This window comes from Mesorhizobium alhagi CCNWXJ12-2 (genome assembly GCF_000236565.1).
Taxonomy (GTDB): domain Bacteria; phylum Pseudomonadota; class Alphaproteobacteria; order Rhizobiales; family Rhizobiaceae; genus Allomesorhizobium; species Allomesorhizobium alhagi.
Genome location: NZ_AHAM01000276.1, coordinates 1 through 15,251, shown reverse-complemented (window position 1 = coordinate 15,251; position 15,251 = coordinate 1). Strand labels below are relative to the sequence as shown.

The 15,251-nt window shown below is 61.7% G+C and carries 17 protein-coding genes and 2 pseudogenes; 13 read left to right on the top strand and 6 right to left on the bottom strand.

Going from position 1 to position 15,251, the window contains the following annotated elements:
- From MAXJ12_RS39295 to MAXJ12_RS29115, 5 genes and pseudogenes are all read left to right on the top strand, one after another.
- Positions 1–145 (top strand): annotated as a pseudogene (locus MAXJ12_RS39295) (SMC-Scp complex subunit ScpB); the annotation flags it as partial.
- A gap of 435 nt (positions 146–580) precedes the next feature.
- Positions 581–1,597 (top strand): Bug family tripartite tricarboxylate transporter substrate binding protein, encoded by a 1,017-nt coding sequence (locus MAXJ12_RS29130; protein ID WP_244421642.1) that lies wholly within the window; start codon positions 581–583, stop codon positions 1,595–1,597.
- Between the two features lie 42 nt (positions 1,598–1,639).
- On the top strand, positions 1,640–2,140 hold the full coding sequence (locus MAXJ12_RS29125; RefSeq protein WP_008839740.1) for a tripartite tricarboxylate transporter TctB family protein: 501 nt from the start codon (positions 1,640–1,642) through the stop codon (positions 2,138–2,140).
- A 41-nt stretch (positions 2,141–2,181) separates the two neighbouring features.
- Positions 2,182–3,708 (top strand): tripartite tricarboxylate transporter permease, encoded by a 1,527-nt coding sequence (locus MAXJ12_RS29120; protein WP_008839739.1) that lies wholly within the window; start codon positions 2,182–2,184, stop codon positions 3,706–3,708.
- Positions 3,709–3,913: 205 nt separating this feature from the next.
- A pseudogene (locus MAXJ12_RS29115) lies at positions 3,914–4,675 on the top strand (Tn3 family transposase); the annotation flags it as partial.
- Positions 4,676–4,842: 167 nt separating this feature from the next.
- On the opposite strand, the gene MAXJ12_RS29110 reads toward MAXJ12_RS29115, so the two are convergent.
- Both MAXJ12_RS29110 and MAXJ12_RS29105 read right to left on the bottom strand, forming a co-directional pair.
- On the bottom strand, positions 4,843–5,142 hold the full coding sequence (locus MAXJ12_RS29110) for a hypothetical protein (protein WP_008839737.1): 300 nt from the start codon (positions 5,140–5,142) through the stop codon (positions 4,843–4,845).
- A 224-nt stretch (positions 5,143–5,366) separates the two neighbouring features.
- A complete protein-coding gene (locus MAXJ12_RS29105) occupies positions 5,367–5,858 on the bottom strand; it encodes a cupin domain-containing protein (protein WP_008839736.1) in 492 nt (163 codons plus the stop codon).
- A 306-nt stretch (positions 5,859–6,164) separates the two neighbouring features.
- Here MAXJ12_RS29105 and MAXJ12_RS29100 point away from each other — a divergent pair, with 306 nt between their 5' ends.
- Together MAXJ12_RS29100 and MAXJ12_RS29095 are read left to right on the top strand one after the other, a co-directional pair.
- Positions 6,165–7,067, top strand: a complete 903-nt coding sequence (locus tag MAXJ12_RS29100) for a class I SAM-dependent methyltransferase (protein WP_008839735.1) — start codon at positions 6,165–6,167, stop codon at positions 7,065–7,067.
- A 186-nt stretch (positions 7,068–7,253) separates the two neighbouring features.
- Positions 7,254–8,837: a winged helix-turn-helix domain-containing tetratricopeptide repeat protein gene (locus MAXJ12_RS29095; RefSeq protein ID WP_157999680.1), complete on the top strand. Its 1,584-nt coding sequence runs from the start codon at positions 7,254–7,256 to the stop codon at positions 8,835–8,837.
- Positions 8,838–9,000: 163 nt separating this feature from the next.
- On the opposite strand, the gene MAXJ12_RS40385 is transcribed toward MAXJ12_RS29095, so the two are convergent.
- Positions 9,001–9,087: a small membrane protein YohP gene (locus MAXJ12_RS40385; RefSeq protein WP_478212008.1), complete on the bottom strand. Its 87-nt coding sequence runs from the start codon at positions 9,085–9,087 to the stop codon at positions 9,001–9,003.
- 211 nt (positions 9,088–9,298) lie between these two features.
- Between MAXJ12_RS40385 and MAXJ12_RS29090 the strand changes: the two genes are divergently transcribed.
- The 4 genes from MAXJ12_RS29090 to MAXJ12_RS29070 all read left to right on the top strand — a co-directional run bounded on the left by MAXJ12_RS29090 (position 9,299) and on the right by MAXJ12_RS29070 (position 12,253).
- Positions 9,299–10,303: an AI-2E family transporter gene (locus MAXJ12_RS29090; protein WP_244421641.1), complete on the top strand. Its 1,005-nt coding sequence runs from the start codon at positions 9,299–9,301 to the stop codon at positions 10,301–10,303.
- A 102-nt stretch (positions 10,304–10,405) separates the two neighbouring features.
- Complete coding sequence (locus MAXJ12_RS29085; RefSeq protein ID WP_008839732.1) at positions 10,406–10,606, top strand: CsbD family protein; 201 nt, start codon at positions 10,406–10,408, stop codon at positions 10,604–10,606.
- Positions 10,607–11,132: 526 nt separating this feature from the next.
- A complete protein-coding gene (locus MAXJ12_RS34710; RefSeq protein ID WP_008839730.1) occupies positions 11,133–11,459 on the top strand; it encodes a hypothetical protein in 327 nt (108 codons plus the stop codon).
- Between the two features lie 458 nt (positions 11,460–11,917).
- On the top strand, positions 11,918–12,253 hold the full coding sequence (locus MAXJ12_RS29070; protein WP_008839729.1) for a hypothetical protein: 336 nt from the start codon (positions 11,918–11,920) through the stop codon (positions 12,251–12,253).
- A 371-nt stretch (positions 12,254–12,624) separates the two neighbouring features.
- Here MAXJ12_RS29070 and MAXJ12_RS37215 read toward each other — a convergent pair whose 3' ends face one another.
- Entirely contained in the window at positions 12,625–13,002 is a 378-nt protein-coding gene (locus tag MAXJ12_RS37215; protein ID WP_139044096.1) for a hypothetical protein, read from the bottom strand.
- A gap of 123 nt (positions 13,003–13,125) precedes the next feature.
- On the opposite strand from MAXJ12_RS37215, the gene MAXJ12_RS29055 reads away from it, so the two are divergent.
- Positions 13,126–13,791 carry a DUF502 domain-containing protein gene (locus MAXJ12_RS29055; RefSeq protein ID WP_008839726.1) on the top strand — a complete coding sequence of 222 codons (666 nt, stop codon included), beginning with the start codon at positions 13,126–13,128 and terminating at the stop codon, positions 13,789–13,791.
- Positions 13,792–13,937: 146 nt separating this feature from the next.
- Here MAXJ12_RS29055 and MAXJ12_RS29050 read toward each other — a convergent pair whose 3' ends face one another.
- Both MAXJ12_RS29050 and MAXJ12_RS39755 read right to left on the bottom strand, forming a co-directional pair.
- Positions 13,938–14,366 (bottom strand): hypothetical protein, encoded by a 429-nt coding sequence (locus MAXJ12_RS29050; protein WP_244421640.1) that lies wholly within the window; start codon positions 14,364–14,366, stop codon positions 13,938–13,940.
- Positions 14,367–14,642: 276 nt separating this feature from the next.
- The gene (locus tag MAXJ12_RS39755) at positions 14,643–14,774 is read right to left on the bottom strand and encodes a hypothetical protein (RefSeq protein WP_008839724.1); all 132 of its coding nucleotides are present in this window, start codon (positions 14,772–14,774) and stop codon (positions 14,643–14,645) included.
- Positions 14,775–14,983: 209 nt separating this feature from the next.
- Here MAXJ12_RS39755 and MAXJ12_RS40240 point away from each other — a divergent pair, with 209 nt between their 5' ends.
- A complete protein-coding gene (locus MAXJ12_RS40240; RefSeq protein ID WP_008839723.1) occupies positions 14,984–15,118 on the top strand; it encodes a twin-arginine translocase TatA/TatE family subunit in 135 nt (44 codons plus the stop codon).
- The last annotated feature ends 133 nt before the right edge of the window (positions 15,119–15,251 follow it).

The window sequence follows — 15,251 nt, the reverse complement described above, 5'->3', positions numbered from 1 at the left end:
CAATTCGCTGCGCGACCTGCCCGACGCCGAGGCGCTCGAGGACGCGGGCTTGCTTTCGAAGGAAAAGCTGCTGGCGGGCGACTTGCCGGGAGCGCTCGAGGATCCAGCCGGCGGCGAGGATGTTGAGTCCTTCAACGCTCGCTGATGATCAGCTCCTTCGCCTGAGCCCTTGCCGTCGACCGCCGACATTTGCGCGCAAACTGATATACATTATACTGTATGCCTTGTGTGCCTCGCTCCGGCTTGCACCGGGCGCTGCGCGCAACAACTCCGCAGCCCTCGCCCTCGTAAGGGGCATGCGGAAACGATCCGAACGGACGAATTTCTTGGGAGGGAGTCCTAGTGAAGCAGCTTTCACTGATCCCCCTCCCTGCCGCTGTGGCCAGCAAGGTGTCGCCGTTCGGATCCCGCGCGCCGGGTGTTCGCACGGGAGCGTGTCCGGCGATGGTTGCAAGTACCAAAGAATGCTCATGGGAGGATATCGAGCACCGAAGGATGCTTAAGGGAGGAAATCATGAATCGAGAAAGACATGTAGCGCGTGCCGACATCGGCATCGGCATAGGTCCGGGCCTCTGCTTGGTGGCGGGCCTCAGCCTCGGCGCCGTCATGGCGCCATCCAATGCGCTCGCCCAATGGCAGCCGGAACGGCCGATCGAGTTCGTCATCCAGACCTCGCCGGGCGGCGGCTCGGACATCTATACCCGACTGTGGCTCGGCATCATTGAGAAGTATGAGCTGTCACCAGTGCCGTTTACGCCGGTGAACATGCCGGGCGGCGCGGGCGCCGTGGCGCTGACCTATCTGTACAGCCAGGACGGCGATCCACATTACCTGACACCGACGCTGAACAGCATCGTCACCACACCGCTGCAGCAGAAGATCCCGGTGATGTATACCTCCGAGGATCTGACCCCCGTGGCGATGATGACCACCGACCCCTTCTTGCTGTGGGTGAACCCCGAGAAGTACAAGACCTGGGAGGAGTTCCATGCGGCCTGCAAGGAGAACCGGCTCACCGCGACCGGCACCGGCGCCCGTCAAGAAGACGAGATCCAGATCGGCCTGATCCAGGAAGCGGCCGGCTGTGAGCCCTTCCGCTACGTTCCCCAGTCGGGCGGCGGCGTGGTCGCGTCGAACGTGGCCGGCGGCCATTCGGACTTCAACGTGAACCAGCCAGCCGAGGCGCTGCCGCACTTTCCCGACAAGCTCATCCCCCTCGTCGTCTTCGCCAAGGATCGGCACCCGGCTTCGCCGGATACCCCGACCCACTGGGAGCTTGAGATCGGCACCGAGAACAACAACGAATACGCCGAGCTTCTCGACCTGGAGACCGGCCTGCATCAGGTGCGTGGCCTGATCGGCCCGCCCAACATGCCCGAAGACGCGAAGGCGTGGTACGACGAGCTGTTCAAGAAGGTCTTCGACTCCGCGGAATGGCAGGAGTTCATGAAGACGAACGGCATGCTCGGAACCTACAGGGGTTCCGAAGGCTACAAGGAGTTCCTTGTTACTTTTGAAGACAATCATGTCCGCATGATGAGGGACGTCTTCGGCTGGGAGCTTCGCGACGACCTGCGTGAAAGAACCGGCGGCTAACGTCGCGATAACAACGAAGCCGACTTCTGACGAGAATACATCATGACGCCCATCTGGATGAGAACGACCCATAGAGCGGTGGAGATCGGATTTATCCTCGTTCTACTCTTCCTGGGCGTCGTGATCGTGAACGAGTCGGTGCGGCTCGGGCCGACCTGGGGGGAATCCGGCCCCCAGGCCGGCTTTTTTCTTTTCGTTCTTTCGATCGCGATGATCCTGGGCACGCTCGGCGTGGCTTACGTCAACGCCTATCGCACCCCCGACATGCGGCCGTTCTTCGAGGCGCCCCAAGAGGTGGAGGACCTGCTCAAGGTGGGACTTCCCATCATTGCCCTGGTCCTTCTTATTCCCTTGCTCGGCATGTACGTCAGCGCCGGGGTGTATCTCGCCTTCTTCATGGCGTGGTATGGCAAGTTCCGCTGGTATTCGGCCTTGGCCGGAGGCATCATTTTGCCTGTCGCCTTATGGATCACGCTGCGCGAGGGGTTCAACATCTCGATGCCCATGAGCGCCTTCTACAGGTCGAACATCCTGCCTTTCTGACATGCTCCCCCATCACAGCATGCTGGAGATGAAATAAGATCATGGAAGCCTTCGACCTTCTGATGACGGGGTTCGATACGCTGCTCACCCCGAGCCGCATCGGCTTCATGACGCTCGGCATTATCTTGGGGTTGCTGGTCGGCGTGCTCCCGGGCGTGGGCGGGACCACCGGAGTGGCTATCCTGCTTCCCGTCACGGTCTTCTTCGAGCCGGTCTCGGCGCTCGTCATGCTGGCCGGCATTTATTGGGGCTCGATGTATGGCGGCCTGATCACCTCGATTCTATTCGGCGTGCCGGGCAATCCCTGGTCGGTCGCCGTGATGTTCGACGGACGGCCGCTGGCCAAGCAGGGCAAGGCCGGGCTTGCCATGTCGACCGGCTTCTGGGTCTCGTTCTTCGGCGCCGCCATCGCCTCGGTGCTGTTCACCTTCTTCGCCGTGCCGTTCGCCGAGATGGCCTTGCGCTTCGGCCCGCCGGAAATGTTCGCGGTGCTGATGATCGCATTCGGCACGTTCATCGGCATGGGTGGCTCGCCCGGCAAGGCGCTGATCATGATCGCCGCCGGCTTCCTGTTGTCGACCGTCGGGCTCGACGTGGTGACAGGCCAGCCACGGCTGACGTTCGGCACCGTCGAGCTGATGCGCGGCTTCCATTTCGTGCCCATCACCATCGGACTTTTCGGCATCGGCGAAGTCCTTTCCAATGCCGCTGAGCGCTACAAGGTCCAGATCGAAGATGTGACGCGCGCCGCCAGGCTCGGCATGCACGACATCACCGCGGGCGCCAGGGCCGTGTTCAGCAACATCGGACTGGCCAGCAGTTCCGCGGTGCTGGGCTTCATCACCGGCATCCTGCCCGGCGCCGGCGCCACGCCGGCTTCCTTCATGGCTTACGGCTTCGCCCAAAAGATCTCGAAGCATCCCGAGAAGTTCGGCAAAGGCGCCATCGAGGGCGTCATCGCGCCGGAGGCGGCAAACAACGCCGCCGGCACCGGCGCCATTCTGCCGATGCTGGTGCTCGGCATCCCGGGCTCGCCGACCGCCGCCATCCTGATGGCCGGCGTCTTCATGTGGGGCTTCATTCCAGGCCCGCGCCTGTTCACCGAGCAGCCCGAATTCGTCTGGTCGTTTATCGCCAGCCTCTATCTCGCCAACATCGCCGCGCTCCTTATCTGCCTGACCGCGACGCCCCTGCTGGCGATGATGCTGCGCACCCCCTACGCCATCATGGCGCCCCTCATCGTCGTGCTGTCCCTCATCGGCGCCTATGCCGTCCAGAACGCCTTCCTCGACGTCTGGCTTGCAGTCATCTTCGGCGTCATCGGCTTCATCCTGCGCCGTATGGATTATCCGCTGGCGCCGCTGATCGTGGCCCTGGTGCTCGGGTTTTCGACCGAAGAGGCGCTGCGCCAGAGTTTGATCATGAGCGACGGCTCCATGGCGATCTTCTTCCAGCGCCCCCTGTCCGCGCCAATCATGGTGGTGGCACTCCTCCTGTTCATGCTGCCGCTGTTCCAGATGTTCCTCCGCCGCTATCGGCGTCGGCAGCAGGCGAGCACAGGCGAATAGCGCACGGCTTTCGGCTCTCCGACGTAAGGTAGCGGCGCGGCGCATGGATAGCCGACGTCGCCACCTATAGGCGGCTTCGGTTAAATGATCGGCTAAGCCTGTCCATTCGTGCACTTCTCTCAAAAGGTCCGGCACCTCGACCAGTGGATACAGCTCGCTGATCTCGGCATTCAATTCTTCGGCTGCGGCAGGCATGTGCTCGATGGGCTTTTTCGATCAGGATACGGGTCCTCGAACATCCAGGAGCACTTCACCGACACAGGCGGCGCGAGCGATCATGTCTTTGGGCTATTCGCTCTGATCGGTAAACGCTTCGCGCCTCGGCTGCGCAACCTCAAAGGTCGGAAGTTCCCCACATTCGAGCAAGGGGATGCTTACCCGGCGCTGACGAACCACATCGGAGCGCCGATCAACACCACGCTTATTCTCGACCACTGGGACGATCTGCTTCATCTGGCGGCGTCGATCACCACGCGATCCGTCGTGCCGTCAACCATCCTGAAGAAGCTCTCGGCATCACCGAAGGAAAGCCAACTGGCCAAGGCTCTTCGGGAACTCGGCCGCATCGAGCGGTCGCTCTTCATGATCGAATGGTATTCGAGCCCGGTATTGCGCCGGCGATGTCAGGCCGGTCTCAACAAGGCGAGGCAGCGCACAAACTTAAACGCGCAGTCTTCTTCCATGAGCGTGGCGAACTCCGCGACCGGTCGTTCGAAAGTTAGGCATTCCGCGCATCGGGCCTCAATCTTGTCGTCAGCGCGATCGTCCATTGGAATACGGTCTATCTTGACCGCGCGGTCGCAAAATGTCGGGCAGGAACATTCCCGAGACGCTGCTGAAGCACATCTCGCCGCTGAGTTGGGAGCACATCAACCTGACCGGCATCTACACCTGGGATGCAGAGCATCAAATGCCTGAAGGTTTCCGGTCGCTCAGACTTCCGACCCAAATCCGTCGAGCAGCATAGGGTTCACGATCCGTTCGCTCTTAGCGCAAGGTTCTGAACTTGTCCTGACCCCTATTTGGGCGATCTCGCTTGCACGGGCATGCCGCGACTTTTGGCTGCAAATGTCTCGACGACGGATAAAACACGCGGCGGGCGAAGATGCCCGACGCGTGTTTTTAGGCTGCCAACTATCTGATCTTTTCGCACAGGCCGTAGTGATACTGTTCTCGATGCTTCGCAGGATTGTCACAGTCTTGGATCAATCTCTCTTGTGCCGTGGGCGACATATCATTGAATGCCGCACGGATCTCCTCATCGGAGCGCATCGTCGTCAACGTGTCGTCAGTGAAGAAGGGCCTCATCAGAGTGGGATCTTCCAGGGAACCGGTCGTGGTCGGGTCGACAGCCGGGGCCGGGCCGGACTGCGCAAAGGCGCCACCGGCAAGCGTCGCCGCGAGAACTGCGATCGGGAGCACTTTAAGTCTCATGATTTTCTCCTTTCCTGGTCGATTTTCCTTTCCTGGTGATGGGATCGATCAGTGGTCGATCGTTAACTTAATGGGCTGGCGGACCGAAGGTTCCGGTCCTTTCCGCCTTCGTGGAGGGCTACAGTGAGGACGATGCGGCCAGCCAGGCTGGTGCCATAGCGGGCCACGACCGCGAGCGCCGTAGGGCCGGTGGCCAGCCCGTCCGGCCGGCTATCCTGTGCCCCTCACTGCGTCCTCGGATCGTCTTCATCGCGGACGTAGGTGATCGTCCAGGGCCCGGTGCTGTTGAGCTGGATAACCGTCTCGCCATCGGCATAGGCGTAGTGGGCCATGCCCGGCGGGTAAGCGAAGAAGCCGCCGGGCTCGAGCGCGGTCGCGGCGTCGTGGTTGGCCTCCTCGCCCATGCCTACGCGGAACCTGCCGGAGATCACCGTGACGATCTCGGGCTGGCCGTGGTGGTGGGGCGCGATGTGGAAGCCGTCCGGAAGCTTGAGGCGCATGGCGAAGACGCCCTTCCCGCCCGGATCACCATAGAGCACCTGGTATTCCGCGCCCTCAGCCAGAGAGCCTGGCCCCGGCTCGTAAGTGAAAGCATCGCTCTCGATCAGGACGTGGTCGTCCTGCGCCATGGCCGCCGGCGCAAAGAGCGCGATCGCCGCGAAAGTGGCTGCCACACGACGGGCGGCCTGGGATGTGTATATTCGGGAGTTGGTCATCGGGTTCTCCTCTTTCCAATTGCGCCCTGAGGCGCTTTCCGGTGGCGTCATGTCCGGCTCAGCCGGAGCCGGCGTTCCGCCATCACCAGGCTACGAAAGCGACCGCCGCCGCGCTTGACGGCTTTGTGAGTTTTCTTTGGAAGTTTCCTGTCCTCCCGAACCGGCAAGCCTGCGGGGCGAACGATGGCAGCCAGCCGATTGCGCGGTCAGGAATTCCCCCGGGAATGCCCAGGAAACGCGCAAGCCTTGATGGTTCGGCGAGCGTAACCTTCGGACTGACGTGACAAGCTGGAAGGGAGAATGACCATGACCGCGCTCGATCAGGCGACCAGCCCCGCCGCCGCGCCGCCGCCGGAGGACACCGAGTTTGTGCAGTTCTGGAACGAGGTGCTGGCGCCCAAGTTCATCCGCTTTCGCCACATCCTCGTCGACGGCCTGACGCATCACAGCGAGGCGGTGTTTCCCAAGCTACCGGTCGGGCCGGGAGACCGCGTGCTCGATGTGGGCTGCGGTTTCGGCGACACCGCAATCAAGCTCGCGCGCATCGTCGGCCCGGAGGGCGAGGTAGTGGGCATCGACTGTTGCGACGCCTTTCTCGCCGCAGCCGAGGCCGAGCGCGAGCAGGAGGGCCTCGACAACCTCCGCTTCATCCGCGGCGACGCCGAAATCGCGCTGCCCGAAGGCGCATTCGACTTTGTTTTCGCCCGCTTCGGCACCATGTTCTTCGCCAATCCGGTCGCCGGGCTCCGGAACATGCGCCGCGCGCTCCGGCCCGGTGGGCGGATGACCCATATCGTCTGGCGCAACTCGGCGGACAACCCATGGCTGTCGATGGCCAAGGACGTCGTACTGCGATTTCTGCCGCCGCCGGGCGGGGACGCGCGCACATGTGGGCCGGGTCCTTTTTCGATGGCCGACGAGCCGATGGTGCGCAAGATGATGGAGATTGCCGGCTACGAGAACATCACCTTCGGGCGCGTCGATGCGCCGGTCCTCGTCGGCCATGATGTGCGCGACGCGATCGCCTTCCAACTCGCGATCGGCCCTGCCGGCGAGGTGTTCCGGGAGGCTGGAGAGGCAGCCGAGGCGCGGCGGCCGGAGATCGAGGAGGCTCTCGCCGCGGCGATCCGCCAGCAGACGAACTCGGCGGAGGGGATCATCATGCCAAGCTCTTCTTGGGTGATCGGCGGCTCCAATCCAAGGGAGTGAGGACGCTGATCGGCCGGCTTTTCTTGCGGGATGACGGCCGTTACTGCTAGTCTTGGCAGGCGAAATCGTCGCTGCAGGTGCTGCGCGTTGCTTGTGCGGGCAGACGGTCAGTGGCGGTGGAAAACGATTGTGCGAAGCCGGATGGGCGGCCGTCCGTCCGCTGTTCGCCAGATCCGGGAGCTGCTCATGAGCCGCTCGACGGTGCAAACTTCAACCGACGACGAGCCCGTCGGACCGATCCGGTTCGGGAATTTCGAGCTCGACCTGGTGCGCTTCGAGCTTCGCCGCGATGGCCAGCCGGTGCCGATCGAACCGCGAACCTTCGACCTGCTCACCTTCCTCGCCCGCAACATCGGCCGCACGGTTACGCGGGACGAGATTTTCAGCGAAATCTGGCACGACCGGATCGTCTCCGACGCGGCGCTCAGCAGCCAGATCAAGGCGGCTCGGCGTGCTCTCGGCGACGACGGCAACTCCCAACAGATAATCGCGACGGTACACGGACGTGGCTTTCGCCTGCGTCGGCAGCTGGTCCCCGGAGGAGCCGACGCGGCGGAACCGCTGCCAGGAGGGCGCACGGGCATGCCGACTCTTGTCGTCCTGCCCTGCACCAGCCTCGATCAGGACGGTCGAGGCAGGGTGATGGCCCAGGGGCTGACCGAGGACATCATTACCGCGCTCGCGCGCAACCGATGGCTGCGCGTGATTCCGCGTAGCACCGCCTTTGCGCTAGAACGGTCTAGCGATGACCTCGCCGAGATCGCACGGTCGGCCGGCGCTGACTATCTCGTCGCGTCGAGCGTCCGGCGCGACGGCAACCGGGTGCGGATCACCGTCCAGTTGATCGATACCCGGGATATGCGCTGTCTTTGGAGCGAGGCCTTCGATCGCGACATGACGGACATCTTCGAGTTGCAGGAGGAGATCGCGCGCCTCGTCTCTGCACGCCTCGCGACCGAGCTCGGAATTGCGGAACAGCAGCGGGCGGCCCGCCAGACCAGAAAGAATCTTGGCGCCTGGGAACTGTATCAGCTCGGCTCGATCGAATTCTACCGCTTCACTGGCGAAAGCAATCGCCGCTGCCAGCGCCTGATGCGCCAGGCGATTCAGCAGGATCCCGAGTTTGGCAGCCCTTACGCCCGGCTCGCCTATGCGATGATCCTTGAGATGGTCTATTTCGACGGTGAGCGGGACGAGGCGCGGCTGGACGAAGCGCTGAACCTTGCCCTACGCGGCCTCGACCACGACGATCAGGACGCCAACTCGTTGTTCGCGCTTGGCCGCGTGCGCCTAGCGCGCTGCGAGTATGAACTCGCCATCGATGCGCTCGATGAGGCGCTGCGCCTCAACCCCTGCCTGGCGCTTTCCCACTGCGGCCTCGGCGATTCGCTTGCCTACGAAGGCAGGATCGAGGAGGCGATCGGCCGGTTCCAGACTGCGATCGAGCTTAGCCCGCACGATCCGTTCCGTTGGGCCTTCATGTCCTACCGCTCGCTCGCCCATCTGTTTGGCGGAGAGTTCCAGGAGGCCGCCAGCTGGGCGCGCCGCGCGACGCAGGTGCCGAATGCCCACTACTGGGCCAATGCGAACCTCGTCTCGGCTCTCGGCCATCTCGGCGACCGCCGCCAAGCGGACGAGGCCATTTCAGCGCTCCTCCGGATGCGCCCCGACTTCACACGCCGTTTCGCCGCTGAACGGCTCTTCTACGTCAAGAACCCGGAGCAGCTCGAGGTTTTCCTTGAAGGACTGAAGCGCGCAGGTATCGCCTAAGGCGGGAGCGAGTTCTGTGATCCCGCGGCGAACGCGCCGCCGACGCAGGCGGGGTTTTTTAGCTGCAGAGGAAGGGGCTACCGTTGGCCGGCCCCACAGTTCCGAACTGATAGAAATTTGCGATGCGGACGCGATGCCAATCGCCGCCCCGCGACGGGATTTTCTAGAAGATCAGCATGAGCAGGCCCATCACCACGAGCAGGCCGATGAGGAATATGACGCCTACGGTTCCGCCAACGATCTTGAGCATGGGTTTCCTCCTTCAATGCCTCCGACAACTCCCGAACCGCTGATTGGTTCGCGAGCCGTCAGTCCGGAACCCCGCTGGCGCGCCACCGTTCCGAAACCATTCATCGTCGACTGCATTCGAACCGTGACCGCTAGGGAAGGACCAGGAATTGCCTGAGATTCATCGAGGTAGGACGGGGGCAGACTGGGGATTTTATTTCCGTCTCCTTTTGGTGGCGGCCGGCGTCGTTGCCGCCGGACTGATCCTTTGGGAACTCGCCCACCTGCTGCTTCTGGTGTTCGCTGCAATCCTCTTCGCCATCATGCTTCGCGCGCTATCTGGATTATTCGCGGAACACACTCCCCTCGGCGAGAAGGCGTCGTTGGCCGCTGCGGTATTGGCGATTCTCCTTCTGCTCGCCGGCTTCTCTGTCCTGCTCGGCACCCAGCTCATGGAACAGGCGACACAACTCACGGACCGAATTCCCGAGTTGCTGGAGTCCCTGGAGAAGCGGCTCGGCTCGGAGGACATTGACGAATGGATTGCCGAGCGTGCTCGGAGCGCGTTTGACGATGCCACGCTTGTCGGCGACGTCGCCGGATATTCGAGTTGGGCCGCTGGAATCGCCGCCAACGTCCTGCTGGTGCTGGTGGGCGGCGTCTATCTTGCGCTGCATCCCGGATCCTACCGCGAGGGATTTCTCATGCTCGTGCCTGCGAAAGCGCGGGACGAGGCTGCGCAAACAGTTGATCTGCTGGGCGATGCCCTTCGGCTGTGGTTGCTCGGGCAACTGCTGGCAATGCTGTTCGTGGGAGCGCTGACGACAGCGGGCCTGTGGCTCCTGGGGGTTCCTTCCTCGCTGGCGCTGGGCTTCATTGCCGGGCTGCTTGAGTTCATCCCGTTCGTCGGACCGATACTAAGCGCCGCCCCTGCGGTTGCTGTCGCGCTAGCGGAGGGCCCCGTCACCGCTGCGTGGGTTCTGGGCCTCTATGTGGCTGTCCAGCAGGTAGAGGGCGCACTCATCACTCCGCTTGTCCAACAACGGGCAGTGGACCTCCCTCCGGCGCTGACTGTCTTCGCCATCGTGGCGTTCGGTATTCTGTTCGGGCCGCTCGGCGTGTTGCTGGCCACGCCGCTGACCGTCGTCTGCTTCGTCGCCGTCAAGAAGATCTGGATCAGGGACACACTGGAGGAAGAGACCACCGTGCCGGGGGAAACGGAGCCGGAGCAGGAATAGCTCCCTGCGCTCCAATTCGGCTATCTCTGGTCTCCTACAGGAACCTCCTCTGGCTGGATGCATTCCCCCATTGGTAACCCGAATCGACTAGGAGGAACGGAGATGAATTGGGACCAGATCAAGGGAAAGTGGGAGCAGTTCAAGGGCAAGGCGAAAGAGCAATGGGGCGATCTCACGGATGACGATCTTGACCGCGCGGAAGGAAACCGCGACCAGCTTGCGGGTCGGGTTCAGGAACGATACGGGATCGCGAAGGAGGAAGCCGAGCATCAGGTGGACGAGTGGTCTCGAAGCATGAGGTGATGACCTTTTGCGAGGCGGCTGCCGTCATGGTCGCGGCAGCACTTACGCAGCGAGCGGAGACTCCGTAACACCGGATTAGATGCCACACCCGTCCCGGCCGATTCTGCGGCGCGCCTGGAACGGCTGGTGCTTGCAAGTGCTGAGGCCGCAAGCGAAATCAGGGCCATGGTAGTGGTCGGCCGCGTCAGAGTACGCGGAATCCGCGAGACGCTCGGCCAACTGAAGGGGAGACCATCCGAACCGTCGTGGTGAGCACAGGGTGGAGGAGCTACGCGTCGCTATCCAATCCAACACTCCCGTCCATCGCCGTGCCGAGGACCAGCTTACCGACGTCTCCCGGATCATCGTGGCGGACGTCGAGGGCGACCTCGTCACGCTCTACACCTGGTTGTTGCGGGGGCGACTGCGCGACCAGAAGGGTATAGGTCCTGCGAGCATCCGACAGACTGCAACGTTCAGTCTCTGTTCGCACGGAACTCCAATCGCTCCAGCTTTGCCAAGCCCCCAAATATTGGGAGTTGAATAGATGATTGTGAAGATCCGAAGCAAGTTCGTGACAGGAGCGCTTGCTCTTTGCGCGATGGTCAGTTTACCGATGGGCGGAACGTTCGCTCAGGCGGCAGATGAAACACCTGCTCAAGGCGCCTGCCGAGTTGAGCCCGAAGCTGGCAATCATGAAGCCGAAAAACTGGAACGCTGCGAGGGCGTGCTCAAGCCCCAGAGAGTTGGGGACCGCGACATTGTCGAACCTGCCCCGGATATCGGCGTGACGCCTGTAATGCCGCCGCGGGCTTTGTCAGAGCAGCAGAGCGACGATACGACAGGCGGGGACGACAACCCGGTCAGCGATTAAACGGTCGAGGCAGTTCCGAGATCAGCCACGTCGTGGCGGCTACCGCAATTCGGGCGTGTCGCCGAGCGGTTACGTGGTGAACGGGCAACATAGGCCTTGTTGGGCGAAGAGTGGAACATGCTCGATCCGTAGGCGGCGCGCGCCCTGAAAGGTTCGACTCGGACGGGCGCCCTGCGGGATTGTTGACCGCTACGGTGACTTCGATAGGCAGGGGCTAATCACCGGATATGCATTGCGCCGAGAAGCCGAAACACAGCAGCCACACGCAAGCAAGAACTGGATCGCGCCGGCACCTACTTGGCAGTCCGGGCAGTGCGCGTGCTATCCCTTTTGGTGATGAAAAAGCGTCGAGGTCGTCAACGCGGGTATCGAGATCAGAAGGAGAGCTTGGCTCCGACTCGATTCCGCCTACGCTCGATTTTCCTTAGGACGTCGACTGCAAATGCGAAGGGCGCTGCATGATTGAATTCGAATCTGCGATACTAGGCAACTTCGCCTGGTTCAATTTCGTGTTGGGGTTGGTGAACGTGATCGTGTGTGGGCGCCTCGCCATCAGGCTGAAGCGCAGCCTTGCCATCAGCCTGATGGGGTTCGTCCTTGCAATGCTGATCTCGATTCTGACGGCTATCGTCGCTGTCATTGCCGTCGCGGCATGGTACTCTTCGCGGTTTTTCACGGCAGCGGCGGAAAACACTCCCGGCTTCCTCGCCTGGAGCCTGGAGACAGGAATCGAATTTGGGCTACCTGGTATTGTCGCCGGACTCGTCGCCTACGTCATCGTCAGGTTGAGGTAGTGTCGCCGTCCTTCATTGGTTTGAGCCAGCGGCGTTTCCCGCTCCCGAACCCCTTGTGGGGGCAGGCACTCCCCGCGCCATGGCATCGGACTACAAGGCGCGCCTTCGCGTACTAGGCTGCGATCTTCAGGTGTTCATGGGTATGGCGAGTGAGGATCGAGCTGCCGCAAACCCTCATCACCAGGCTGGGCAGTGCGAGTTGAGAGACGAGCTGATGACTGGCGTGCGCGACCTGAAGGCAGCGTTGCAACCCTGCACGAGCGCAGGGATTCGCGGCGCAACAAGCCGCCTGAGAGATGATTGGAAGAATATGTTCGCCTAGATTTCAGCTGAAAAGTTTCGAATCTTCAACGCGCAAACCAGGGGGAGCGTTAGGCGGCCCGACCGCTATCTCCCTCCGGGGGTGGAGTGGGCGTTAGATACCGCGTAACGAAATCTATCAGAATGAAACACCAGAAGCGACGTTGAGCAACAAAATTGCCCGCATCTCGCCGGAGGCCGAACCGAGCCGGCTGTGCTTCGTTGCCTTCGATCTCCTGCACCTGGACGGTCGCGATTTGGGTCGAAGCCGCGGGCCGAGCGGCAGGCGAAGACAAGCCGGGCATGATCCAGTTCAGCAGAAGCTTCGAGGGTGATGCCGGCATGATCTTCCGAGCCGCCAACGCGATGGGACGCGAGGCGATGGTTTGCACCGGGATCAGCAATTTACCGATTCTCCTATTTTCCTGATGATCAGCAACACGATCCATATCATTATCGACGCAGCCATTTTGCGTGGCGATCTGCCCCCTGGATCCATGCTAAGGCGGCCCGTGCCGGGCGACGATTTCCTGAATCAATGCCAACGCTGCGGCTGATCGAGAGGCAAATTTATGCAATCCGTGACTCGATATATCGTCACTGGCATCCTGACGGTCATCCCGCTCTGGGTCACCGTTTGGGTCGTCTGGTTCGTGGTGGATCTGCTCATCCAGTTGGGGCGGCCAATCGTGGGTGCACTTTCGCGCACTCTAAGGCCGACCTCGGGTGGCTTGGCCGATCTCCTAATCGCCGACTGGTTTCAGTCCGCCCTGGCCGTCGTGATCACACTGGCGGTCCTTGCGCTCCTCGGTCGGGCCGCCAACGCCGTCATCGGTCGGCGCTTGCTAAGTGTCGTGAATCGGATTGTGGACGCCATACCGCTCGCACGAACCGTCTACGGGGCAACGCAGACGCTGATAGATGCTTTGCGTGGCGATGGAACGCCCGGCGGGCAGCGAGTGGTGCTGATCGAGTTTCCAACGCCCGAGATGCGTGCCGTCGGCATCGTGACGCGTATCTTTCCCGCGACGGAGGATCGGGAAGAGCTTGCGGCGGTGTATGTCGCGACCACACCAAACCCGACGTCCGGCTTCGTTGAGATCGTCCCCACATCGCGCCTCGTATGGCTTGACTGGACCAAGAACGACGCCATTGCGTTCATCGTCTCCGGCGGCGCGATGGCTCCCGATAACATTCGCCTCAAGAACACACGGAATTCGGCAGACCCATTCAAGTGACAACATGCGAGTCCTGCAGCCGAACCGCGCTCGTCATCCTGCATGTCGGCGTCGTTTCTTGATCGCCGTAGCGGACTGTCAACACCGAATTCGGGTAAAACGAGCGGAGCGCGGCCCGTTGAGTTCAAGGTAGCAAAGCGACAGCGTCACTCGTCCACGTACAAAACCACGTCTGATTCGGTCATTTCAGCTGCGATTACCTTTGAGACATCGCCAAGCTGCTCGCTAGCGCGTCTAAAAACAGGGGAATTTGACTGCACAGCGTTGCGCAATTCATCGACCTCTTCCTGGTTGAGCGTCACCGCCTCGCGAATGACCTCTCGTTCACGCTTCGGGAACTCCTTCCTGATGTTCGTCACGCGAACCTCGTTGACGACAAACATCTTGCGCAACGCGCTTGCATTGTCCGCATTCGCGGCAACAAGGTGCGCGAGGCGATCGGCCTCGGAGACTTCTGCCGGGGCCTGCCGAACCGATTCTCCTTCCGTGCCAGCCGAATCCTGTGCGAAGACCACGTTAGAAAAGGCCAGAAACACACACAGTGACAAGGCCAAAAAGCTGGTCTGAAATCGCATAGTGGCACGCTCCTGGCTTGGGTTGTACATCGCCGCACCCTCCATGGTTTGTCAGCTGCCGAACTGTCGGCCGATAGTAGACAACATCCATGAATGCGACCAGGCAGTCATGGTGCAGATGTCGTCCGTAAGCAGTCATCTATGTCGCTCTTCTGCGCTGAAATTCAACCCTCTTCCGCATTTTCACTAGGGCAAAGCGGAACAAGAACAACAGTTCCCCCACGGTACAAGGCAATGCGTCGTGACGAGAGGACGCATTGCCCTACTGCGTCAGCTTCACTGCTTGAGGGTTTCTTCCCAATAAGCATCGACGGCCTGGATCGCACCGGCCTGGCCGAGGATCGACAATTGCTCGTCTACGACGCGTGGTGCCTGTTCCATAACCGCGTCGAGGAGGTTCTTCACCATCTCCTTCTTGCGCCGGGCCGCTCCCGATTGTTCAAACTCTAGCTAGCCGGGCGCCTCAGCCCAGAGACGGAGGGGCAGCCGGCGCGGCAGACCGAGGCCTGGCGCAACGATGAACGCTCATCGGCTTGCAATTGGCGGGGACTCAGATCAGGTGCTCTAACGCGGCTGATTTTGTCGAAAGTCACGAGCGCCGGCGAGGGAGCCTTTGGATGTTTGGCATCCGTGGGATTGAACTGCTCGTCATCGTCGTGGTGGCGTTGATCGGGTTCGGGCCGAAACAGCTGCCCAAGGCGATGAGGTCAGCCGGAGCGATGATGCGGACGATCAATCGTGTGAGTGATTAGTCCCGCAGCCAGTTCGATCAGGCGCTGCGCGAACCCGAGCGGGCGCTTGAGATCGACGAGACCCGGAACTCGATGGAAGCAGCAATCAAGAATACCCCGACGCCCAAGTCGGTCGTCGCAATCGAAGGGCTTG

Coding starts and splice junctions, on each gene's coding strand:
- MAXJ12_RS29055 (WP_008839726.1), top strand. CDS start 13,126: ATGCAATCCGTGACTCGATATATCGTCACTGGCATCCTGACGGTCATC.
- MAXJ12_RS37215 (WP_139044096.1), bottom strand. CDS start 13,002: ATGGATCGTGTTGCTGATCATCAGGAAAATAGGAGAATCGGTAAATTG.
- MAXJ12_RS40385 (WP_478212008.1), bottom strand. CDS start 9,087: ATGCTCAAGATCGTTGGCGGAACCGTAGGCGTCATATTCCTCATCGGC.
- MAXJ12_RS29110 (WP_008839737.1), bottom strand. CDS start 5,142: ATGAGACTTAAAGTGCTCCCGATCGCAGTTCTCGCGGCGACGCTTGCC.
- MAXJ12_RS29120 (WP_008839739.1), top strand. CDS start 2,182: ATGGAAGCCTTCGACCTTCTGATGACGGGGTTCGATACGCTGCTCACC.
- MAXJ12_RS29105 (WP_008839736.1), bottom strand. CDS start 5,858: ATGACCAACTCCCGAATATACACATCCCAGGCCGCCCGTCGTGTGGCA.
- MAXJ12_RS29070 (WP_008839729.1), top strand. CDS start 11,918: ATGATTGAATTCGAATCTGCGATACTAGGCAACTTCGCCTGGTTCAAT.
- MAXJ12_RS34710 (WP_008839730.1), top strand. CDS start 11,133: ATGATTGTGAAGATCCGAAGCAAGTTCGTGACAGGAGCGCTTGCTCTT.
- MAXJ12_RS29085 (WP_008839732.1), top strand. CDS start 10,406: ATGAATTGGGACCAGATCAAGGGAAAGTGGGAGCAGTTCAAGGGCAAG.
- MAXJ12_RS39755 (WP_008839724.1), bottom strand. CDS start 14,774: ATGGTGAAGAACCTCCTCGACGCGGTTATGGAACAGGCACCACGCGTC.
- MAXJ12_RS29095 (WP_157999680.1), top strand. CDS start 7,254: ATGAGCCGCTCGACGGTGCAAACTTCAACCGACGACGAGCCCGTCGGA.
- MAXJ12_RS29100 (WP_008839735.1), top strand. CDS start 6,165: ATGACCGCGCTCGATCAGGCGACCAGCCCCGCCGCCGCGCCGCCGCCG.
- MAXJ12_RS29125 (WP_008839740.1), top strand. CDS start 1,640: ATGACGCCCATCTGGATGAGAACGACCCATAGAGCGGTGGAGATCGGA.
- MAXJ12_RS40240 (WP_008839723.1), top strand. CDS start 14,984: ATGTTTGGCATCCGTGGGATTGAACTGCTCGTCATCGTCGTGGTGGCG.
- MAXJ12_RS29050 (WP_244421640.1), bottom strand. CDS start 14,366: ATGCGATTTCAGACCAGCTTTTTGGCCTTGTCACTGTGTGTGTTTCTG.